The sequence below is a fragment of the Maribacter litopenaei genome (assembly GCF_025244665.1).
In the GTDB taxonomy this organism is placed as follows: Bacteria; Bacteroidota; Bacteroidia; order Flavobacteriales; family Flavobacteriaceae; genus Maribacter; species Maribacter litopenaei.
The window spans coordinates 1-21107 of record NZ_CP104205.1 but is presented as its reverse complement, the minus strand read 5'-3'; the positions used below and the strand labels follow the sequence as shown (position 1 = coordinate 21107).

The 21107-nt window shown below is 42.0% G+C and carries 19 protein-coding genes and 5 pseudogenes; 18 read left to right on the top strand and 6 right to left on the bottom strand.

Annotated elements, in window-relative coordinates:
* Positions 1 to 43 precede the first annotated feature (43 nt).
* The 3 genes from NYZ99_RS20835 to NYZ99_RS00105 are packed head-to-tail and all read left to right on the top strand — an operon-like array spanning position 44 to position 1961.
* Entirely contained in the window at positions 44 to 499 is a 456-nt protein-coding gene (locus NYZ99_RS20835) for a hypothetical protein (protein ID WP_338039193.1), read from the top strand.
* Entirely contained in the window at positions 499 to 1119 is a 621-nt protein-coding gene (locus NYZ99_RS20830; RefSeq protein WP_338039192.1) for a mechanosensitive ion channel family protein, read from the top strand. The genes NYZ99_RS20835 and NYZ99_RS20830 overlap by 1 nt, the downstream gene beginning before the upstream one ends.
* 2 nt (positions 1120 to 1121) lie before the next feature.
* Positions 1122 to 1961, top strand: a complete 840-nt coding sequence (locus NYZ99_RS00105; protein WP_260572952.1) for a DUF1460 domain-containing protein — start codon at positions 1122 to 1124, stop codon at positions 1959 to 1961.
* 164 nt (positions 1962 to 2125) lie between these two features.
* On the opposite strand, the gene NYZ99_RS00100 is transcribed toward NYZ99_RS00105, so the two are convergent.
* Positions 2126 to 3016: a helix-turn-helix transcriptional regulator gene (locus tag NYZ99_RS00100; RefSeq protein WP_260572951.1), complete on the bottom strand. Its 891-nt coding sequence runs from the start codon at positions 3014 to 3016 to the stop codon at positions 2126 to 2128.
* Positions 3017 to 3211: 195 nt separating this feature from the next.
* On the opposite strand from NYZ99_RS00100, the pseudogene hemA reads away from it, so the two are divergent.
* From hemA to hemB, 9 genes and pseudogenes are all read left to right on the top strand, one after another.
* A pseudogene (hemA, locus tag NYZ99_RS00095) lies at positions 3212 to 4467 on the top strand (glutamyl-tRNA reductase).
* Positions 4464 to 5278: pseudogene (gene hemC / locus NYZ99_RS22615) on the top strand (hydroxymethylbilane synthase); the annotation flags it as partial. The pseudogenes hemA and hemC, both read left to right, overlap by 4 nt.
* Positions 5279 to 5353: 75 nt before the next feature.
* Positions 5354 to 5845 (top strand): uroporphyrinogen-III synthase, encoded by a 492-nt coding sequence (locus NYZ99_RS22610; protein WP_420845241.1) that lies wholly within the window; start codon positions 5354 to 5356, stop codon positions 5843 to 5845.
* On the top strand, positions 5838 to 6041 hold the full coding sequence (locus NYZ99_RS00085) for a uroporphyrinogen-III synthase (protein WP_260572949.1): 204 nt from the start codon (positions 5838 to 5840) through the stop codon (positions 6039 to 6041). Before NYZ99_RS22610 ends, NYZ99_RS00085 begins: the two co-directional genes overlap by 8 nt.
* A 3-nt stretch (positions 6042 to 6044) precedes the next feature.
* Positions 6045 to 7070, top strand: a pseudogene (hemE, locus tag NYZ99_RS00080) (uroporphyrinogen decarboxylase).
* A 77-nt stretch (positions 7071 to 7147) separates the two neighbouring features.
* The gene (locus tag NYZ99_RS00075) at positions 7148 to 7642 is read left to right on the top strand and encodes a GNAT family N-acetyltransferase (RefSeq protein ID WP_260572948.1); all 495 of its coding nucleotides are present in this window, start codon (positions 7148 to 7150) and stop codon (positions 7640 to 7642) included.
* Positions 7643 to 7679: 37 nt separating this feature from the next.
* A pseudogene (gene hemF / locus NYZ99_RS00070) lies at positions 7680 to 8580 on the top strand (oxygen-dependent coproporphyrinogen oxidase).
* Positions 8581 to 8584: 4 nt separating this feature from the next.
* The gene (locus NYZ99_RS00065; protein WP_260572947.1) at positions 8585 to 9373 is read left to right on the top strand and encodes a PhzF family phenazine biosynthesis protein; all 789 of its coding nucleotides are present in this window, start codon (positions 8585 to 8587) and stop codon (positions 9371 to 9373) included.
* Positions 9374 to 9402: 29 nt separating this feature from the next.
* Positions 9403 to 10395, top strand: coding sequence for a porphobilinogen synthase (hemB, locus tag NYZ99_RS00060; RefSeq protein ID WP_260572946.1), 993 nt, complete (start codon positions 9403 to 9405; stop codon positions 10393 to 10395).
* A 62-nt stretch (positions 10396 to 10457) separates the two neighbouring features.
* Here the strand turns inward: hemB and NYZ99_RS00055 are convergent, their stop codons facing one another.
* Positions 10458 to 10676: a hypothetical protein gene (locus NYZ99_RS00055; RefSeq protein WP_260572945.1), complete on the bottom strand. Its 219-nt coding sequence runs from the start codon at positions 10674 to 10676 to the stop codon at positions 10458 to 10460.
* Positions 10677 to 10678: 2 nt separating this feature from the next.
* On the bottom strand, positions 10679 to 11170 hold the full coding sequence (locus NYZ99_RS00050; protein ID WP_260572944.1) for a DinB family protein: 492 nt from the start codon (positions 11168 to 11170) through the stop codon (positions 10679 to 10681).
* A gap of 223 nt (positions 11171 to 11393) precedes the next feature.
* Here NYZ99_RS00050 and NYZ99_RS00045 point away from each other — a divergent pair, with 223 nt between their 5' ends.
* Positions 11394 to 12353: a helix-turn-helix transcriptional regulator gene (locus NYZ99_RS00045; RefSeq protein WP_260575300.1), complete on the top strand. Its 960-nt coding sequence runs from the start codon at positions 11394 to 11396 to the stop codon at positions 12351 to 12353.
* Positions 12354 to 12421: 68 nt separating this feature from the next.
* Positions 12422 to 13138, top strand: coding sequence for a serine hydrolase domain-containing protein (locus tag NYZ99_RS00040; protein ID WP_260572943.1), 717 nt, complete (start codon positions 12422 to 12424; stop codon positions 13136 to 13138).
* Positions 13139 to 13148: 10 nt separating this feature from the next.
* On the opposite strand, the gene NYZ99_RS00035 is transcribed toward NYZ99_RS00040, so the two are convergent.
* Positions 13149 to 13346 carry a hypothetical protein gene (locus NYZ99_RS00035; protein ID WP_260572942.1) on the bottom strand — a complete coding sequence of 66 codons (198 nt, stop codon included), beginning with the start codon at positions 13344 to 13346 and terminating at the stop codon, positions 13149 to 13151.
* 48 nt (positions 13347 to 13394) lie between these two features.
* On the opposite strand from NYZ99_RS00035, the gene NYZ99_RS00030 reads away from it, so the two are divergent.
* The 4 genes from NYZ99_RS00030 to NYZ99_RS00015 all read left to right on the top strand — a co-directional run bounded on the left by NYZ99_RS00030 (position 13395) and on the right by NYZ99_RS00015 (position 16424).
* On the top strand, positions 13395 to 13718 hold the full coding sequence (locus NYZ99_RS00030) for a beta-lactamase family protein (RefSeq protein ID WP_260572941.1): 324 nt from the start codon (positions 13395 to 13397) through the stop codon (positions 13716 to 13718).
* Between the two features lie 130 nt (positions 13719 to 13848).
* Positions 13849 to 14997: a CNNM domain-containing protein gene (locus tag NYZ99_RS00025; RefSeq protein WP_260572940.1), complete on the top strand. Its 1149-nt coding sequence runs from the start codon at positions 13849 to 13851 to the stop codon at positions 14995 to 14997.
* Positions 14998 to 15002: 5 nt separating this feature from the next.
* Positions 15003 to 15476: a methylated-DNA--[protein]-cysteine S-methyltransferase gene (locus NYZ99_RS00020; RefSeq protein WP_260572939.1), complete on the top strand. Its 474-nt coding sequence runs from the start codon at positions 15003 to 15005 to the stop codon at positions 15474 to 15476.
* Between the two features lie 234 nt (positions 15477 to 15710).
* Positions 15711 to 16424 carry a 3'-5' exonuclease gene (locus NYZ99_RS00015; protein ID WP_260572938.1) on the top strand — a complete coding sequence of 238 codons (714 nt, stop codon included), beginning with the start codon at positions 15711 to 15713 and terminating at the stop codon, positions 16422 to 16424.
* A 77-nt stretch (positions 16425 to 16501) separates the two neighbouring features.
* On the opposite strand, the pseudogene katG reads toward NYZ99_RS00015, so the two are convergent.
* Positions 16502 to 18752: pseudogene (katG, locus tag NYZ99_RS00010) on the bottom strand (catalase/peroxidase HPI).
* Between the two features lie 217 nt (positions 18753 to 18969).
* On the bottom strand, positions 18970 to 21102 hold the full coding sequence (locus NYZ99_RS00005; RefSeq protein WP_260572937.1) for a S8 family serine peptidase: 2133 nt from the start codon (positions 21100 to 21102) through the stop codon (positions 18970 to 18972).
* Between the last annotated feature and the right edge of the window lie 5 nt (positions 21103 to 21107).

The window sequence follows — 21107 nt, the reverse complement described above, 5'->3', positions numbered from 1 at the left end:
TGGGCCATTAAATTTTAGTATGTTGTACCCAAACTAAGAACACATGGATACACTTTTTAAGGATATTCCTAGGGAGGCGGTCATTTACTTGGGCGTTTCAGTTGCCATCTTTTTAGTCCTTTACTGGATTACCCTTTTTGTTTTGAGAAGATTGGGAAAAGACCCTAAGTATCTTTTGCCTGAAGGTGTCATGAAACGTGTGGCCCTTCCAATTTTCCTCATATTTATTTCTATCGTGATACGGATGCAATCCCTTCGCCAATTATTAGGCCTGTCAGATCAGGAATATTGGTTCAAGAAGGCTAGCACCTTGTTGTTCATCTTTGCGATGACCTGGTTGATCATAGGGATTTTGAAGGTGATCAAGCAACTGATCATACACAATTGTGATGTAAATACCACCAACAACCTTAAGGCACGAAAAATTTATACCCAGTTTAATATTCTCGAGCGAATCATCATCTTTATTGTGGTAATTCGGCCATTGGGGCGGCGCTAATGAGTTTTCAGGAAATAAGGGAATTGGGCGTTAGCATATTTGCCTCAGCTGGGGTGGCCGGTATCATCATTGGATTTTCCGCCCAAAAATTGATAGGTACCGTCCTGGCAGGGATTCAGATAGCCATAGCGCAACCAATAAAATTGGACGATGTGGTCATTGTAGAAGGAGAATGGGGACGTATTGAAGAGATTACTTTAACCTACGTAGTAGTAAAAATGCGGGACAAAAGAAGATTGATCGTTCCAACTCCGTATTTTATTGAAAAGCCCTTCCAAAACTGGACCAAAACCTCATCAGATATTTTGGGAACCGTATTTTTATACACCGATTATAATGTTCCTTTTGATGAATTACGAGCTGAGCTTACCCGGATTTTGGAAAATACAGATTTGTGGGACAAGGAAGTAAATGTGCTACAAGTGACCGATAGCAAGGCAAACTACGTAGAAATAAGAGCGTTGATGAGTGCCAAGGATTCACCTACGGCATGGGATTTGAGAGTACATGTACGGGAAAAATTAATATCTTTCCTTCAGGAGAATTATCCCAAGAGTATTGTGCATCATAGAATTTTGATGGACAATGGTGATGGGGACGCTTCAATTGAAAAAGATTAACAATGAAACAGTACTTGATGTTGGGCCTTCTATTGTTATGCCATTATATGGAGGCACAAACCATTACCTGCTCGCCATTGGACAAAGAAGCCGTGGTTTCCAAAATTGGACAGGTTCAAGATTTGGAAAAACCCGATTTTGGACAGACTATGGTAGCTGTGGGCAAAACATTTCTTAAAACACCCTACGTAGCCAAAACCCTTGAAATTGGGGAAACGGAAACCTTGGTAGTCAACTTACAGGGGCTGGATTGCACCACTTTTGTGGAAAATGTGCTTGCATTTTCCTTGATGCTTAAGGAGGATAAAACTTCCTTTGATGATTTTACTTCAAATCTAGAAACCATTCGGTATAAAGATGGAGATTTAGATGGCTACGCTTCACGATTACACTACTTTTCCGAGTGGATTGCCAACAATGCCGAAAAAGGTTTGCTACAGGATATCACTGGGGAAGTTGGAGGCGCCGAAATCACCAAGGACATCAATTTTATGAGCGAACACAGAGATCTGTATCCCTTTTTGGCAGATGATACCAACTTTGAAAAGATAAAGGCCTCAGAAAAATACTTGAACAGTCAACCCATTTGTGTATTGGCTCAGGGTAATATCGCAAAAAACGAACATTTGATTCAATCAGGAGATATCATTGCCTTAGCCACGTCAATCAATGGGCTCGATGTGACCCATACTGGAATAGCCACTCGGGAAGCCGATGGCAGGATTCATCTACTGCATGCCTCAACGGGTTCTATGGAAGTAGAAGTTTCGGAAAAACCGCTGGCGGAATACCTAAAAAAAATTAAGGGGAATACTGGCATTATGGTGGCGAGACCCAATTAAGTACTAGAAGCTAAAACCAACTAATGAGCTGGTCTTAGTTTGAAAGAAAACAATTAAACTCCTTTATTTTTCGAAGTCGATAGTATTAATATCGATAAACAACGCCAAAGTCTATACATTTCTGTCCCTTCTTTTAAAAATCAAACCAGGTAGTCTAAAAACTGCTAACTAGTTGCCAACGCCATCACATATTTTTTTGGTGTGATTCCATACTTTTTCTTAAATGCAGCGATAAAATGGCTGGAGGTACTGTACCCTATTTTTAACCCTATTTCGTTTACATTGTACTGACCGGATTCCAGTAGTTTTCGGGCATGTTCCATTTTATAATCAAATAGAAAACTGTATACGGAATCCCCATATATTTGTTTAAATCCTTCCTTTAACCTTTTTAGGCTCAACCCTATTTCCTTGGAAAGTTCATTCAAGGTAGGAGGTTCGGCCATGTTTGAAATGATGATTTCCTTTGCCCTTCGAATGCGCTTTACGTTGTCCTCATCCACTAAAAATGGACACTGCTCCACATCGGCATCCGTATTTTTGTTGAAATAAAGCGCAATCAATTCATAAATCTTCCCCTTTAAATAAAGACCTTTTATGGTGGGGTGTAGGTTATAGTTGATTATTTGGCTCAGTACTACCGCTATGGCAGGGGATACCGGTTCTTGGGCATAATACTTCTTTTCTTTGTTTTCCTCGCTAAGGAAGGGGATATAGCTTGCCTCATTGGAAAACAGGGAGTGAAATTTACGGATACTCATCACCACGGAAACCATCCAAGAATTTGGTGATAACATAAGATTTAAAGGTAAATCCAATTGTGTATTATATAACAAAAGCGAGTTTTCTTCGGAAACTTCCAAAGCATAGTTCCCCTGATTAAAAATAAACTTCCCGCCACCTTTCAAACAGAAATGGAATTGAATGTAGCTGCGATTGATCTCCCGTGTAACATTCTTGATATCAGAGGTATTGTTTTGAATCTTAAGCACATAAAAGCCATTTTCTATCAATAGCTCCTCAAATGAACCTTTGGCGATGTTTTTACTCTCCATACTATCCTTTTTTAAATTTCTTTATTTAGAATCTATCTAAACAATGTCGTTGGAAGATTTGCGTTAAACATTGTAAAAATAAGGGTTTTGAGCAGATTTATACTATATTTTGTCTAAAATCACTTCTTCCGTTGCTTATAGTTCCTCTAGCGTTATTTTTATTGCATCGATGGTTCTATTTTTGTCGCCGCAACTATGAAGGCATATCATATTTCTAAACATAGCTCCTTCTATACTATCGGTCTTAACTATAAAAAGGCCGATGCCGAAGTAAGGGGAAAATTCAGTTTGGACGAGGCGTCCATGACTGCGTTATTGAATAAAGCCAAACAGGAAGGTATTGATGGTCTGTTAGCAACTTCTACCTGCAACAGAACGGAACTTCATGGATTTGCCCAGCACCCTTTCCAATTGATCAAATTATTATGTGACTTTTCCCAAGGTAGCGTGGAGGAGTTCCAGGAAGTGGCCTATGTATACAAAAACAAGGAAGCTATCTCTCATTTGTTCAGGGTAGGACTGGATTGGATAGTCAGATTTTGGGGGATTTTGAGATTATAAGCCAATTAAAGCAAAGTTTTTTTAGATCCAAAAAGGAGGAAATTGCCAATCCGTTTATAGAGCGCTTGGTGAATGCGGTTATTCAAGCCAGCAAACGCATCAAAAATGAAACGGAAATTTCCACAGGGGCCACATCCGTGGCTTTCGCATCGGTACAATACATTCTTAATAATGTAGAGAACATTTCCGAAAAGAACATCTTGCTTTTTGGTACGGGTAAAATTGGACGTAACACTTGTGAAAATCTTATTAAGCACACCAAAAACCCACATATCACCTTAATCAACAGGACCAAGGAAAAAGCGGACAAAGTGGGTGGCAAGTTCAACCTTACCGTCAAGGATTATGGAGATCTGCAGGCCGAAATTAGAAATACCGATGTCTTGGTCGTTGCCACGGGCGCTCAAAAACCCACGGTTTGTAAGGAGCTTATCTACACCAAAAATTCTCTGTTAATACTTGATTTATCCGTTCCCAAAAACGTGGACGACAATGTGTTGGAATTGGAAAACGTATCCTTGGTGCATTTAGATCATCTTTCACAAATGACCGACGAGACCTTGGAGAAGCGTAAACAGTTCATTCCACAGGCCGAAGCCATCATCGAAGATGTAAAGGACGATTTCATCCAATGGTTGGAGACCCGTAAATTTGCCCCGGTCATAAAGGCGCTCAAAATGAAATTGAAGACGATGAAGGATGAAGAGCTTGACTACCAATCCAAAAAGACACTTAATTTTGATGCCAAACAGGCAGATATAATCTCCAATAGGATAATTCAGAAAATCACCAAGCAGTTCGCCAATCACCTTAAAGACGATACTATTGATTCCGATTCTAGCCTAGAGCTTATCCAAAAAGTGTTTCAATTAGAGCTAGAGACTAAATGAGTAAAATGATTCGCATAGGTACACGCGATAGTGAATTGGCACTATGGCAGGCCAACACCGTCAAAAAACAATTGGAGGAATTGGGACATTCCGTGAAATTGATCCCGTAAAATCCACAGGTGACCTCGTACTGGATAAGCCTCTATATGAATTGGGCATCACAGGGATCTTTACCAAGACTTTGGATGTTGCCATGTTGAATGGCGATATTGACATTGCGGTACATTCCATGAAGGATGTACCCACCAAGCTTCCAAAAGGAATAGTACAGGCTGCCGTTCTCAAAAGGGCCAACTTTATGGACATTTTGGCCTTTAAAAACAATGAAGAATTTTTAGGCGCTCCGAGAGGGCATTATCGCAACCGGAAGTCTGAGAAGAAAAGCACAATGGTTGAACCGTTATCCAACCCATACCGTAGTGACCTAAGGGGGAATGTAAACAGCCGTTTGGAAAAGCTAAAGAAGAACGATTGGAACGGAGCGATTTTTGCAGCTGCCGGTCCGGAACGCATCGGATTGGAACCTGAAAACACCATTGGCCTTACATGGATGGTACCGGCCCCCGCACAGGGGGCCATTATGGTCGTAGCCACGGAAAACGATACCGAAACAAGGGAAATATGTGCCGAGCTCAATCATAGGGAGACAGAAATCTGTACCAAATTGGAACGGGATTTCCTTCGGGAATTGGAAGGTGGCTGTTCCGCACCAATTGGCGCTTTGGCCTATATCGATAAAGAGGAAAAAGTAAACCTAAAAGGGGTTCTTTTGACCGTTGACGGCTCCCAAAAACTGGAAGCTGCCTTAACGGCACCGCTAGGAAAGCATGAAAGTTTGGGTTTGGATGCCGCCAAAAGTATTTTGAGCCGCGGAGGGAAGCGTTTAATGAACGAATTGCAGGGTACCGACCTTAAAACAAACGTGTTCTCTACCAAGAAATTGACGGATGCACAATTGCAGAAATTCAATATAGGTATTCGAGTGGATTCCGAAGATTTCATTAAAATAAGTCCTAACAGAATATCGCCGATTGTTCTAAAAAAGAATCTTGGAAATATCGTATTTACCAGTAAGAATGCTGTTGAGAGCCTACTCACAAATTGCAGTCCGGCTGAACTTCAGTTTGATTCCATTTACTGCGTAGGAAGAAAGACCAAAAGGTTGATTCAGAAAAAAATCGGACCCGTAACCCATTTTGAGAACAGTGCAACCGACTTGGGCAACTACCTTGTTGAATATATGGAAGGCACCCAAGTGACCTATTTTCATGGGAACCTTAGCTTGGAGGACCTGCCTACTATTTTAGAAGAAAACAATATCACGGTGACCAAGGTGGAAGCCTATAGAACCAAGCTCTCTCGGAAAATCTGTGCCTGAGACCGTAGAAGGAATTCTATTTTATAGCCCCTCCACCATAGAAAGTTATTTATTAAAAAACAAACCAAATCAAGTTGCATATTGTATCGGGGAAACCACGGCAAAAGAGGCTAGAAAACATTTTAAGGAAGTTAAAGTGGCTAACATCCCGGATATGGAAAGTGTCATTGATTTGGTGAATGAATCTTATAAATAAAGAATGAGCTTAAAAAACGACCTATTTCTTAGGGGCCTAAAGGGAGAAACGGTAGAAAGACCGCCTGTTTGGATGATGCGCCAAGCAGGAAGATACTTACCGGAATTTATGGAAATCAAGGAAAAATACGATTTTTTCACCCGATGCCAAACCCCGGAACTGGCTTCCGAAATTACCGTACAACCTATTAGACGTTTTGGGATGGATGCCGCTATTCTTTTCAGCGATATATTGGTCATTCCGCAGGCAATGAACATCGAAGTTCAGATGAAGCCCAATTTTGGACCTTATCTGCCTAATCCTATCAGAAGTCAAAAGGATGTTAATAACGTTATTGTACCCGATGTGGAAGAGGCATTGGATTATGTAATGCAAGCCATTACGGCTACAAAGGAGAAGTTGAACAATGAGGTACCTTTGATCGGTTTTGCGGGTTCTCCATGAATCATTCTCTGTTATTGTGTTCAGGGCCAAGGCAGCAAAACCTTTGATAAAGCAAAGGAGTTCTGTTTTACCCAACCAATAGCCGCCCATGAGTTGCTTCAAAAGATAACGGATACCACCATTGCCTATTTAAAGGCCAAAGTGAAGGCCGGTGTAAATGCCGTACAGGTATTCGATTCATGGGGAGGTATGCTTTCCCCAACGGACTATCAGGAGTTTTCATGGAAGTACATTCAACAAATTGTCGATGCGCTTAAAGAAGAGGCTCCGGTAATCGTATTTGGAAAGGGATGTTGGTTTGCACTTAAGGAAATGTCGCAATCGGGTGCATCCGCACTTGGGGTGGACTGGATCTGTTCCGCGCAGAATGCCCGGTATCTGACTGGTGGAAAAATTACCCTTCAGGGTAATTTCGACCCTGCGAGGTTGTTATCCCCACCTTCGGAAATCAAAAAAATGGTCACTCAAATGATCAATGAATTTGGTAAGGATAGGTATGTGGTGAATTTGGGACACGGAATTCTACCAAACGTTCCGGTGGAAAATGCAAAGGCATTCATTGATGCGGTGAAGGAATACAAATAGTAACACTGAACTAAATAATTTTTCCAAACGTTGCGCTTTACCTTTTCAAAGGGCCAAAGACTTCGTACTTTTAGGGAATGATTCCCATAGCTAACGGTACTTTTGAAATTGCGCCCATCCATGAAAAATACGCATGGAGAATTTGTGATTTTGTAACCGTTAATACCTCAAGACTTAAAACCTATTTCCCCAAAACCCTGACCGAAAATTTGACCCCGGACCTTTCCACACTTTTTGTTGATCGGAAAATTAAAGATTTTAATAGCAAGACAGAATTTGTGTTTGTCATAAAAAACACCATCGATAGAACCGTGGCAGGATTGGTCTTTGTCAAAAACCTCGATTATTCCAAAAAGGAAGCGGAGCTTGCCTATTGCATCGGGTATCAACATGAAGGTATTGGCATCACCACCATGGCAGTTAAAGAGATAACGGATTGGTCATTTAGGGAACAAGGCCTAAAAAGCTTACGGATCATCGTACACAAAACAAATCCGGCGAGTATACGTATCGCAGAGAAATGTGGATACAGCTGGAAGGAAACCTTACCCAAAGAGCATCAACCGCCGTAAATGCCGCCTATGGATATGGAATTATATGTGAAAACTTATGAAGGATAAATTTTTCGACTATATACACCAACTACAAGATACCATAACCGATGCCTTGGAATCCATTGATGGGAAGGCACGGTTTCATGAGGATAACTGGGAAAGGCGAAGGAGGTGGTGGTAGGACCCGTGTTATTGAAAATGGCCATGTGTTTGAAAAAGGTGGAGTCAATATTTCGGGTGTTCATGGCGATTTGCCTAAAAGCATGCAAACGTATTTTGGTGTCAACGATGCCGATTTTTTCGCCTGCGGACTTAGTCTCGTATTACATCCTAAAAATCCCATGGTACCAACAGTTCATGCCAATTGGCGCTACTTTGAGATGTACGACAAAAAAGGGGAGATCGTAGATCAATGGTTTGGCGGCGGTCAGGATTTAACTCCCTATTATGTGTTCGAAGAGGATGTGGTACATTTTCATAGGGTCTGCAAAATGGCGTGTGACAGGCACGATGCCACTTTCTACCCAACCTATAAAAAGAAATGCGACGAATATTTTTGGAACACCCATAGAAATGAGGCACGTGGTGTAGGGGGGTTGTTTTTTGACTATTGTAAGAAGACCGAAAATAGATTCATGGAAGACTGGTACAATTTTGTTACTGAAGTTGGAAATAGTTTTCTGAACGGTTATATACCGATTGTTACAAAACGTAAAGACCTACCCTACACCCAAGAACAAAGGGATTGGCAGGAAATTAGAAGAGGTCGATATGTGGAATTCAATTTGATCCATGATAAAGGAACCCTGTTTGGATTACGCACCAATGGGCGTATTGAAAGTATTCTGATGAGCCTCCCGCCATATGTGCAATGGCGGTACGACCATCATCCCGAAGCGGAGAGTGAAGAAGAAAAATTGATCAAAGTTTTGCAACAACCAAAAGATTGGGTTTAGAAAGATGAGACAGAAAATCTATCAGATAGATGCCTTTACCAATAAACTGTTTGGGGGAAATCCTGCGGCCGTATGCATTTTGGAAAAATGGTTGCCCGATGAAACCATGCAAAATATTGCTGCAGAAAACAATCTCGCCGAAACCGCTTTTGCTGTTCCCATAGAAAAAGGATATGAATTACGTTGGTTTACCCCCGAATTGGAAGTAGACCTTTGCGGGCACGCCACATTGGCAACTGCTTTTGTGCTTTTTAATTTTTATGATCATAATGAAAATACCATTCGGTTTGTATCTCCTAGAAGTGGCGAACTAACCGTGGTCAAAGGCGTTGATGGTTGGATGACGATGGACTTTCCAACGGATGACCTAGATTCAGTATCTAACATTCCCGCTATAAATGAAGCGATTGGAAGAGTACCCTTGGAAACCTTTAAAGGTAAGACGGACTATTTATTGATTTATGAAACCCGGAAAGACATCGAGGACTTAAAACCCAACTTCCATTTATTGGACCAATTGGATTGCCGGGGAGTCATTGCGTCGGCCAAAGGTGATTCGGTAGATTTTGTGTCACGCGCCTTTTTTCCGCAATGCGGTATACCTGAAGATCCCGTCACAGGATCGGCGCATACAACTCTTACACCCTATTGGTCGCCACGATTAGGAAAAACATCGATGACGGCAAAACAGCTTTCTGCCCGCGGTGGGAATTTGACCTGTGAATTCTTGGGCGACAGGGTTAAAATTTCAGGTCAGGCGGTATGCTATCTAATCGGTGAAATCACCATTTAATTTATATTTATCACAACAAAAAATAGAGCATGTACCCACTCATCAGAAACAGAAGATTACGCACGAATGAAGCTATCCGAAGATTGGTCAGGGAGACCATTATTAGTCCGGATGATTTTTTGATCCCGCTATTTGTAGTGGAAGGAAACGGGATTAAAGAGGAAATTCCATCGATGCCCAATTACTATCGGTTGAGTTTGGATAACCTTGAAAAAGAGGTGAAGGAACTTTGGAATCTAGGACTTTGTTCCGTGTTATTGTTTGTAAAGGTTCCTGATAATCTCAAGGATAATGCCGGGTCTGAAGCGGTAAATGACAATGGCCTCATGCAATTGGCCATTAAAACTGTCAAAAATGCCTGTCCGGATATGTTGGTCATGACCGATGTGGCCTTGGATCCATACTCCGTCTTTGGACACGATGGTGTTGTTGCGGAAGGGAAGATTTTGAACGACGAAACCGTGGAAGTGCTAGCAGAAATGAGCGTTTCACACGCCAAGGCCGGTGCCGATTTTGTAGCTCCTAGCGATATGATGGATGGAAGGATTTTGAGCATCCGGGAAGCTTTGGACGACGAAGGGTATATCAACACGGGCATCATGAGCTATAGCGCCAAATACGCCAGTGCTTTTTACGGTCCTTTTAGGGATGCCTTGGATTCGGCACCTGTGGACATCAAAAATGTGCCCAAGGACAAAAAAACCTATCAGATGGACTTTGCCAATCGGTTTGAAGCCATCAAGGAAACACAGCAGGATATTGATGAAGGTGCAGATATCGTTATGGTAAAGCCTGGGCTTTGCTATTTGGACATTGTACGTGAAATAAAAAACGAAGTGGAGGTACCCGTCGCCGTATATCAGGTCTCAGGCGAATATGCCATGGTAAAGGCTGCCTCTGAAAAAGGGTGGCTTGACCACGATGCCGTGATGATGGAACAATTGACCGCCATTAAACGTGCCGGTGCCAACATCATTGCCAGTTATTTCGCGAAAGATGCGGTAAGGCTATTAAATAAATAATTACCTTTTGCCCTATGCTAGTCGAAAGGTCCACAAATATGAGATATAGCTACCTAAATACACTAATGCAGTTCCTCGCATAAGAATCCGTGCTTTTGCAATAAACCGGATACATCCATGGCATTAGTATTTTTGGTCTCGACCCGAAGGATATTATCGCAATCCTCCAAATCAAAGTTCCATCGTCCGTGCCCATTAATCAAATTGTTCAGGTAAGGAGCAAGGTAACGAACCTTGCCCCTCTTCCGTACCGAAGTCTTAAAAACTAAAACTGTTCTCATTCCTAACTTCTATCATAAAACATAGGTGGTTCAATACCTAAGGAACGCAAATACACGTACCCTTGACCCCTGTGGTGCATTTCGTTATCAATAAAATAGAACAAAGAGGATTGCACGGTTCCCGGGTATTGTCCAAAAGAAACAATTTCCTTTTGAAAGTCCATTTCTTTCATTTTGGCCCACAATGTATTGATGTCATCTGTGGCCTTGTCCCACGCTTCCAATAATCTTTCCTTGCTGTTATTATGCTCAAAATGCTCATTTAGTTGTGCAGGTACGCCCGTGACCATTTCTCGTAAGCCTGGTTCTGCAATACCCAAAAGCTCCATGACCATATCGGCAAAAGGGCGCATCCCACCTATACTATGATTAAAGAATTCATTTTCCGGAAAGGCTTCGATTACCTTGCGAGTAAGTCTTCTGTGTCCTTGCCAATGTTCCAACAATTGATCTGGAGTAATAACTTGCGATGTTTTTTCCATAATGTTTTCCATACTAGTTGATTTTTAATAATTATTGATATTGACAACAAATGTAAATGGGGGTATGACAACCCTTTGTCAGTAGTAATTTCGAAAAGGGAAAATTATTTTACTGCTGACAATCCGCTGTCACTCCTTGATCCTAACTTCGATTCCAAAGAATGCTGAAAATGGACAATAAATGGCTTTTGACAATAAAATCTTGTCCTATATTTGGAGGAAAGGCCCCTTACTAATGGGAATGGACACCGTAAAACGATTTGATAGAATTGTGGCGATATTTATTCAGCTGCAATCCAAACGCATTGTAAGGGCACAGGATCTTGCAGACCGATTTCAAGTAAGCCAACGGATCATCTACAGGGACATCCGTACCTTGGAAGCTTCAGGAGTGCCTATTTCAAGCGAAGCAGGTGTAGGCTATTCCATCATGGAAGGCTATAGCTTGCCCCCTGTTATGTTTACACGAGAGGAGGCTGGTAGTTTTGTGGCTGCGGAAAAGTTGATGCAACAGTTTACCGATAAATCCCTGGGCGCCTATTACGAATCTGCCATGTTCAAGGTAAAATCAGTCCTTCGGGGGCGAGAAAAAAAGTGGGTGGAAGCCTTGGAATCGCAAGTGTCCATATTTCCGAATCAACCCTTGTTCAATGCTAACATACCGGATGCCCTTGAAATTCTTTTTGAAAGTATCGCCGAAAAGAAACAAGTCTTTTTAAAATATACAGCCTTGGAAGCTGACATGCCGTCGGAGCGCACCATAGAACCAATAGGTGTCTTCAATGAAAATACTTATTGGTATGTTATGGGCTATTGTCATCTTCGAAAAGACTACAGGCAGTTTAGAACCGATAGGATTCTAAAAATCACCGGAACTCAAAATCCCTTTGTACAAGACCATAAAACGCTGGATGAGTTGCGAAAACAAAATGAGGTCAGGGACAAAACCAAGGTGCGGATATTGGTCGATAGAAAAATAAGTAAATACTTGGGTGGTAGTAAAAGACATCAAGGTTTTGTCTCGGAAACAATCAAAGGAAATCAAGTGGAGATGACTTTTATGGTGGACGATGTTCAGAACTATTTTTCTAGATGGTTTCTGTCCTTTGGAGACTATGCACAAATATTGGAACCGGAATCCTTGAAAAAAAGAGTCTCGGAGATTTTGTTGCAAACACAGGAAGGCCTAAAATAAATTCCTACCTACATGTATCCTATGGACTCCAAAGTTTATATTTGAATTTGAAACAGCAAAAAACTGTGATGTCTAAAACCATCTTCTATCTTTTTATGGGACTTTGTTCACAGCTGGTTTTGGGACAGAAACAGCATGATGACACCAGCAAAGAAGATTCCGTTACTTCCGATTATCAAATAGTATATGACCAAGTCGATTCGATAATAACAAATGGTATAAAAAATAACGCTTTCCCGGGTGCACAGGTGTTGGTCGCCAAAAATGACTCCATCCTATTTCATGAAGCCTATGGATTTCACACTTATGACAGTCTTCAACCTGTGGCTTTGGACGATTTGTACGATCTGGCCTCGGTTACCAAAATAACCGGCCCACTTCCGGCCATTATGAAATTGGTAGGGGAAGGAAAATTGAATTTGGATGAACCTTTTAGCACGTATTGGAAACCCTGGAAGCGACGAAAAGATAAGAAGGATATCACCCTTAGGGAAATATTGGCCCATCAAGCGGGATTGCAACCCTACATCGTTTTTTTAAACGAAACCTTGAAAAAGAACGGTCGGTTTAAAAATAGATTTTTGCGAAAATCTAAAAGCAATCGTTTTGAAAAACAAGCCTTTGAGAACATCTATGTTAAAAGTAGGTTCAATCGAAAAATGTATCGCATGATCAACCGCTCCAAGGTGTCAGAAGATAAGACCTATCGGTATTCTGGTCTCACATTCCTATTATTTCCAAAAATAATTACAGATATTACAGGGACCCCTATGAGAAATACGTAGCACAAAACTTCTATCGTCCCATCGGTGCTAACACATTGGGATTTTTGCCTTCCTCCAAAAATCTTCCAAATCGTATTGTTCCTACCGAGATGGATACTTTATACAGACATACATTGACCCAAGGATGGGTACATGATGAAAATGCCTCCCTCCTTGGTGGTATTTCCGGAAATGCCGGGTTGTTTGGAACGGCCATGGACTTGGCCAAAATAATGCAGCTTTATATGAACTTGGGCGAATTTAAAGGAACCCGATTTTGCCCGAAGCCGCAGTCAAAGAATTTATCAAGGTACAGTATCCTGAAAACAAAAACCGCAGAGGTTTAGGGTTTGACAAACCCTTACTAGGTAATGATTCACTGGCGTTAAAGGATGCCTATCCCGCCCCGGAGGTGAGTCCTGAAAGCTTTGGACATAGCGGTTTTACAGGGACTTTTGTTTGGGCGGACCCTAAAAACCAACTGGTATATATTTTTCTTTCAAATAGGGTCTATCCCAGCAGGGAACATAGGGCACTGTACGACCTACATATTCGTTCCGCCGTCCAACAAGTATTTTATAAGGCTTTGGTTACAGAGTAAAAGTAGTGTCCACCCCATATACATCTATATTATTTCTTTTTTGACCCCATAAAAAATTCTGTGCCCCTAAGACTAGATGCTTATGGCGTAAAACGATTTAATTGGTATCTTAGGCACCCAAAACACTTTTATGGGATTACTCATTTTTTACGCCCTTATTTCCATTTTTTTTTCTTTCCTATGTTCCATTTTAGAGGCGGTACTGTTGAGTATTACCCCAACCTTTGTGAACGTAAAAAAGAGGGAAGGGAAGGCCTATGCATTAACCCTTGAGGAGTTAAAACAGGATGTGGACAAACCACTCATTGCTATACTCACGTTAAATACCATCGCCCACACCGTTGGTGCCATTTTGGTGGGGGTACAGGCAAAGGCAGCCTATGCGGAGCTTTATGGAAGTACGCAACGTTCCATCTTAGGAATGGAATTTACCGAAGACCTGATGGTGGGCCTAGTTTCCACCATTATGACCATCCTGATTTTAGTCGCATCAGAAATAATACCTAAAACTATTGGGGCCACCTATTGGAAGCAATTGGCTAATTTCACAGCCAAAGCCCTAAAGGCAATGGTATTAGCCTTGAAATATACCGGATTGTTGTGGTTGTTACAGCTCTTTACCAAATTGGTAGGAGGTAAGGGACATCATGGAAGCGTATTAAGCCGTGAAGATTTTACAGCCATGACAGATATGGCGCATGAAGAGGGGGTATTTCAAAAATCGGAATCTACCATTATTAAAAATCTTCTGCGGTTTGATGAGGTCTTGGTAAAGGACATCATGACGCCCAGGGCGGTCATGAAAATCGCCTCTTCCGACAAAACGATACAAGCATTTTTCGAGGACAACCCAAAGTTGCGATTTTCTAGAATACCAATTTTCGATGACAAAGTGGACAATATCACCGGATTTGTGCTAAAGGATAACGTTTATGAGGAAATCATCAATGAAAATGGGGACTTACCTTTGGAAGAAATTAGACGCGAGATTTTATTGACGAAACGGGATACCCCCATTCCGAAACTTTTCGATACGTTTGTCAACAAAAGAGAGCATATTGCCTTGGTGATGGACGAATATGGGTCTGTAAGTGGCCTTGTAACCATGGAGGATGTCATAGAGACGCTTCTAGGGCTCGAAATCATGGACGAGAGTGATAATGTAGCGGACTTGCAACTTTTGGCCCGTAGAAATTGGGAAAATAGGGCCAAAAAGAGCGGTGTCATTGAGAAGAATCCTGTGGAGGAGGAGAAAACAAAAGAAAAAGAAGAAGAGTAACTTCAATGGAAACAGCCTTTGTCCAAACACCCTTAGGAATGGCTAAGTTGGAAGGTGACGAAAATGGTCTAGCCTCCATAACCGTTTTGGATTCCGATGAAACACCTACCGATATACTGCCTTCTGAACTAGAGGAGGCGGCCTACCAATTGAAAGAATACTTTGAAGGTACCGGAACGTATTTCGATTTACTGCTAAATCCGTCGGGAATCGATTTTCAAAAATCGGTATGGGCAGCCCTGCAGGACATTCCCTATGGAAAAACAGTTTCTTATCTTGATCTGAGCAAAACTTTGGGTGACGTAAAAGCCATTAGGGCCGTGGCCTCCGCCAATGGTAAAAATCCTTTGTGGATTGTGGTGCCCTGCCACAGGGTAATCGGTAGTGATGGTTCCCTTACGGGCTACGCCGGCGGGCTGCACCGGAAAAAATGGCTTCCGGATCATGAAAATCCAGTAAAACAGCAGACTCTTTTCTAAATGGTACAGACCAACCAGTCTAAAAATTGCTTTCATTTAATTAATAGGTGCTATTTTACGTAATATATCGATTGAAATGGATGCAGGTCTATCATTATCATATCGATTGAATTTTTTCAAGACCTAAAAAAGACTGCTTGGTCGGTTCCCTGAATTTGACCTATTCAGAGAGATTAATCCCATTGGAATTAAAATATTATCCTAAATTGAAAGGGCTAACCATAACAATTGGGTATGTTACACAAACTAAATTTGGAACACATCCTATTTTTGGATATTGAAACCGTTCCGGAAAAAGAACAGTTTCAGGAACTGGACGATGTGAAACAGGAACTTTGGGAACAAAAATCCAAATACCAAAGAAAAGAGGATTTTACCGCCGAGGAATTTTATGATCGAGCCGGGATTTGGGCAGAGTTTGGTAAAATTATCTGTATTTCTGTAGGGTACTTTAAAATGCAGGGAGAAACCCTCCATTTTAGGGTTACGAGTTTTCACGGGGATGAACCCAAACTTTTAAAGGACTTTAAAAACCTATTGAACGGACATTTCAGTGAAGCCAAACACCTCCTTTGTGCCCACAATGGAAAGGAGTTCGATTTTCCCTATATCGCCCGCCGGATGATCATTAATCGAATCTCCCTGCCTTGGAAACTGGACCTTTTCGGAAAAAAACCATGGGAAGTTCCCCATTTGGATACGATGGACCTATGGAAATTCGGGGATTACAAACATTACACATCTTTAAAACTAATGGCTAATATTTTGGGAATTCCCTCCCCTAAGGAAGACATTGACGGCAGCATGGTACGGGACGTGTATTACGAAGAACAGAACCTAGATCGTATTATTGATTATTGCGAATTGGATGTGGTCACCACCGCACAGGCCTTTCTACGATTACGTAATGAACCTTTATTGGAGGACCATCAAATAAAAAAGGTGTAACATATTATCTTGATAAAGTAAAAAGGGCAGCTCAATGAGCTGCCCTTTTGCCTAAAAGCATATAGTTAGTCTGGTTACTATTTCAAATCAAACCTGTCCAAGTTCATTACTTTGATCCACGCCTTTACAAAGTCCTTTACAAACTTTTCCTTGGCATCGGAGGTAGCATATACCTCAGCCAGGGCCCTTAATTCAGAGTTAGAACCAAAAATCAAGTCCACACGGGTTCCGGTCCATTTCTTTTCACCGGTCTTACGGTCTGTTCCTTCAAAAAGGGTGTCATCATCCGAAATCGACTTCCAAGTAGTTCCCATATTCAAAAGGTTTACAAAGAAATCATTGGTCAACTGATCCTTCTTATCGGTAAAAATACCGTGATTGGAACCATCGGCATTTGCTCCTAATGAACGCATACCCCCTACCAAAACCGTCATTTCGGGTGGCGTCAAGGTCAATAAATTGGCTCTGTCCACCAACAACTCTTCTCCTTTAACGGAGTACTTGTCCTTGGTAAAGTTTCTAAAGCCATCTGCCAAAGGCTCCAAGGCCTCAAATGCCTCTACATCGGTGTTTTCTTGTGTGGCATCGGTTCTTCCTGGCGAGAATGGCACCGTTACTTCATGACCTGCATTATGCGCCGCTTTTTCTACTGCAACGGTTCCTGCCAAGACTACCAGATCCGCAAAGGAAACCTTTTTGTTTCCGGATTGGGCATCGTTGAATTCTTTTTGGATACGCTCGAGGGTATCAATGACTTCTGCCAATTGTTTTGGATTGTTCGCTTTCCAGTTCTTTTGTGGAGCCAAACGAATACGTCCGCCGTTGGCACCACCTCGTTTATCAGAATCCCTGTAGATGGAAGCTGCACCCCATGCTGCAGATACCATACTTGGTAAAGAAAGTCCGGAAGCCAAAATGTTCTTTTTCAATTCAGCGATATCGGAGTCGTTTATCAACTCATGGTCTACTGCAGGAACTGGATCTTGCCATAACAATACTTCCTCAGGAACTTCAGGTCCAAGGTATCTATCTACAGGTCCCATATCCCTATGCGTCAATTTAAACCAGGCCCTTGCATAAGCATCGGCAAATTCATCAGGGTTTTCCAAGAAATGTCCGGATATCTTTTCGTACGCTGGATCTACACGTAAAGACATGTCAGTGACCAGCATGAAAGGTTGATGTGCTTTCCCTTCAATGTGTGCATCTCGGTACAGTTCCTGCACCTGCATCACCTACAGGCTTATACTGCCATGCTCCAGCGGGACTTTTTGTTAATTCCCACTCGAAACCAAACAAGTTTTTAAAGTAATTATGGCTCCACTTCGTTGGGGTTTGGCTCCATGCCCCTTCTAAACCACTCGTAATGGTATCGGCACCTACGCCGCTATTAAAATTGTTTTTCCATCCCATACTCTGCATGGTGATGTCCGCGCCGGCTGGTTCAGGCTCCAAATACTCAGTATCCTTGGCCGCACCGTGCGTTTTTCCAAATGTGTGTCCTCCGGCAATCAAGGCTACCGTCTCATAATCGTCCATCGCCATTCTACCAAAGGTTTCACGAATATAATGTGCCGCTTCCGCTGGATCCGGATTGGCATTATGCCCTTCAGGATTTACATAAATCAATCCCATGTGAGCGGCCCCTAATGGATTTTCCAGTTTATTTCCTTCGGAATCATATCGTTCTTTGTTTCCAAGCCATTCCGTTTCGGAACCCCAGTACACATCCTCTTCGGCTGCCGGATATCTTCACGGCCACCGCCAAAGCCGAACATTTTCAATCCCATTGATTCATGGGCCACATTACCAGCCAAGATCAATAAGTCTGCCCAAGATATTTGCTTCCCATATTTCTGTTTGATAGGCCATAACAATAACCGAGCCTTGTCCAAGTTGGCGTTATCTCGGCCAACTGTTCAATGGAGCAAAACGTTGGTTTCCGGTACTTCCTCCACCTCGTCCATCTGAAATTCTGTAGGTACCTGCCGCATGCCACGCCATTCTAATGAAAAATGGCCCATAGTGCCCATAATCCGCCGGCCACCAATCTTGACTATCGGTCATTAGTTCTGTTAAATCTTTTTTGATGGCTGCCAAATCCAATTTTTTGAATTCCTCAGCATAATTGAAATCGCAATTCATCGGATCAGATTTAGACGAATGCAACCTTAAAATATTAAGGTTCAACATATTAGGCCACCAATCGCGGTTAGTGGTTCCTCCACCCGCGGTTTGGGTCATTTGCCCGTTTAAAAATGGGCAGCCCGCTGCTTCTGAATCGTTTACGTCCCATGCTTCGCCATGGGGATTTTTGCTAGTATCCATTGTGTCTAAGTTTTTAAGTTCCAGTAAATGTAAATGTACCAAATTAGACGCTGAAATGAATAGTTTTTGTCTTGTTTTGACTTATTATTATATCGATTTTGTCTATGAATAGCTATCTTCAAAAAGGAAATCAAAAAGACCCGACTCGCTTTAAACAAGTCAGATCCTATGAAAGGAGAAATAAAAAGGTTCCGGGGGAATAAGGGCGAATTACGTTTTAATTTTTATAGAATTTGGTGCTTCTATAGGAATCCCCATCCTTGACTTGAAGAATGTACATTCCGGTAGCCAAATCAGCTACCTGGATAGGTTCCGTTCCTACCTGACCTACTTTTAACTCTATCCCGGAAGCAGAAATAATACGGTACATGGCAGATTCTCCTACTTCGGTCAGCAGACTTATTTGGTTTGCGGCGGGATTAGGATATACTGAAAAGTTAATGCTGTTATCCACGCCTAAAGTTTGAAATATATCCAAAACCCCAACTTCAGTATTGATACCCTCGAAGGTGAACTTGTATTCCATACTAAACTCGGAAGCCATATTTTGGGAACAAAATGTTCTTACACGAACGATGTAGTTCTCACTTAGAACTAAATCTGATAAGGTTGCGGAACCATTTGCGGTAAAATTGGAAATCCATGTTTCTTCCTTTTCATTTTTGTACTGTACCTCGTAGAGCCCATCCGTAATCTCATCCCATTCCAACGAAATTCCGCTTACAAATGCATTTGCAAATGCCAAACCGCTAGGAGCATTCAGTCTACATTCCGTAAAGGAAGCTCCCGAAACTATCAAAGAATAGTCTTGTGTATCCTGCAACAAGTTTCCTTTGTGGGATACAATAATTGTATAATTGCCTTGGGCATTAGGAATTTCAATCTTTTCAAAAGGATCCACTAGATTATCGCCTTTCTCCGCTGCAGCATTTGGATTTTTAGGATTTAACTTCCATGGGAGGAATGTTTTTCCATCTTGGGTAATTCTAATGTCCAAATCGTTCACGAGTGCGGGAGTACTATTGTTCAACTCACCTCTATTAATATATTCCGATGCAGGATCTGTCCAAGATATGGAGGCTACCAAGGTTTCCCCCTCTTTTGCCTTCACCGAAAATTCAAAGGTCTCTCCTGAGGAAATGGAAGACTCCCCAATATGACTGTTAAAATCCTTTTGATACAACACCTCGGCAGCCCTTTTTGCGTTCATGACCCCCCAACCCATCTTATAGTCCGGTCCAGGGGCATCCACATCATCGGCTGTATGTAAGGCAAGGCCTTTTAAGGTCGCTGCCTTTAAATAAGACCCATATAGTTGTTCGTTATACTGTTGCAATAGCAATAAGGCCCCTGTTACACCGGGAGTGGCCATAGAGGTTCCAGCGGAAACGTCATAACTGGTATCACTGTTGGCGTCCGTGGATAAAATAGAGGATCCATCTCCAGCCAAGTCGGGTTTAATTCTACCATCGTCCACCGGATCGTAACTACTATAAGCAGATACAGAAGCTTCTTTTAGGTTGCCATATCTATCAATTTTAGAATTGGAACCTGCAACGGTCAGTCCATTTTTCGCAATGGTGAACCCCAAAAGTAAATCGAACCCATCCATATTGGCACCAAAAATTGGGGATTCATTATCTCCACTATGCCTAGCGTTTCCCGCTGCAGTTACCATAAGATAATAGGGAGCATTGTACATGATATTGTCCCAGTCTTGAGCTACCTTTATATAGGAGCCGAAATACCAATCCGGCACCCGGTCGGGCATGATACCATAAGAATGATTGGAAAGCAATAGACCGTTTGCTGCGGCATCGGCAACTTCTATTTTATCCCGTGTCCAATCATGGGAAAGAACGTTGGCCCTGTAGGCAACCCCTTGGGCGTCCCTTTTTATTCCGGAAGAAATTAAACTCCCAGTAACCAAGGTGGCATGTGCGTCTACCTCTGTACTACCATCACCTATCATTGCCCTTACATCATATTCTTGGTGTGTGGTAAGTGCTACCCCGGCATCCCAAACACCCACTTGCATGCCGAGACCGTCCAAGTCCAAATTTAATAGACCATTGCTATGCAGGGCAGAGGCTCTAGAAGTCTGACTTGCATTGTCTGCATAGGTCTCATAATAAATAGGGCTACCATCCTGACCAATTTCCTGTAACTCGACTTTTTTACCGTTCGGTAGGACCTCCTTTAATTTTAGATTATTTGCTTTGGCAACTGCCAAGGTCTTGGCCCTATTTTTTTCGTAATCAAATTCCAAGTCCACTTGCATGGAACCAATTTTTGAAAAATCATATTCCTCCTTAATTAAAGACTTGAGTTCTTGCGATTGTGAGCGCAAAATTT

What these genes read in the sequence shown, in the direction of transcription:
- NYZ99_RS20835 (WP_338039193.1), top strand. Translation starts at nt 44, where the DNA reads ATGGATACACTTTTTAAGGATATTCCTAGGGAGGCGGTCATTTACTTG.
- NYZ99_RS20830 (WP_338039192.1), top strand. Translation starts at nt 499, where the DNA reads ATGAGTTTTCAGGAAATAAGGGAATTGGGCGTTAGCATATTTGCCTCA.
- NYZ99_RS00105 (WP_260572952.1), top strand. Translation starts at nt 1,122, where the DNA reads ATGAAACAGTACTTGATGTTGGGCCTTCTATTGTTATGCCATTATATG.
- NYZ99_RS00100 (WP_260572951.1), bottom strand. Translation starts at nt 3,016, where the DNA reads ATGGAGAGTAAAAACATCGCCAAAGGTTCATTTGAGGAGCTATTGATA.
- NYZ99_RS22610 (WP_420845241.1), top strand. Translation starts at nt 5,354, where the DNA reads ATGAACGAATTGCAGGGTACCGACCTTAAAACAAACGTGTTCTCTACC.
- NYZ99_RS00075 (WP_260572948.1), top strand. Translation starts at nt 7,148, where the DNA reads ATGATTCCCATAGCTAACGGTACTTTTGAAATTGCGCCCATCCATGAA.
- NYZ99_RS00065 (WP_260572947.1), top strand. Translation starts at nt 8,585, where the DNA reads ATGAGACAGAAAATCTATCAGATAGATGCCTTTACCAATAAACTGTTT.
- hemB (WP_260572946.1), top strand. Translation starts at nt 9,403, where the DNA reads ATGTACCCACTCATCAGAAACAGAAGATTACGCACGAATGAAGCTATC.
- NYZ99_RS00055 (WP_260572945.1), bottom strand. Translation starts at nt 10,676, where the DNA reads ATGAGAACAGTTTTAGTTTTTAAGACTTCGGTACGGAAGAGGGGCAAG.
- NYZ99_RS00050 (WP_260572944.1), bottom strand. Translation starts at nt 11,170, where the DNA reads ATGGAAAACATTATGGAAAAAACATCGCAAGTTATTACTCCAGATCAA.
- NYZ99_RS00045 (WP_260575300.1), top strand. Translation starts at nt 11,394, where the DNA reads ATGGGAATGGACACCGTAAAACGATTTGATAGAATTGTGGCGATATTT.
- NYZ99_RS00040 (WP_260572943.1), top strand. Translation starts at nt 12,422, where the DNA reads ATGTCTAAAACCATCTTCTATCTTTTTATGGGACTTTGTTCACAGCTG.
- NYZ99_RS00025 (WP_260572940.1), top strand. Translation starts at nt 13,849, where the DNA reads ATGGGATTACTCATTTTTTACGCCCTTATTTCCATTTTTTTTTCTTTC.
- NYZ99_RS00020 (WP_260572939.1), top strand. Translation starts at nt 15,003, where the DNA reads ATGGAAACAGCCTTTGTCCAAACACCCTTAGGAATGGCTAAGTTGGAA.
- NYZ99_RS00015 (WP_260572938.1), top strand. Translation starts at nt 15,711, where the DNA reads ATGTTACACAAACTAAATTTGGAACACATCCTATTTTTGGATATTGAA.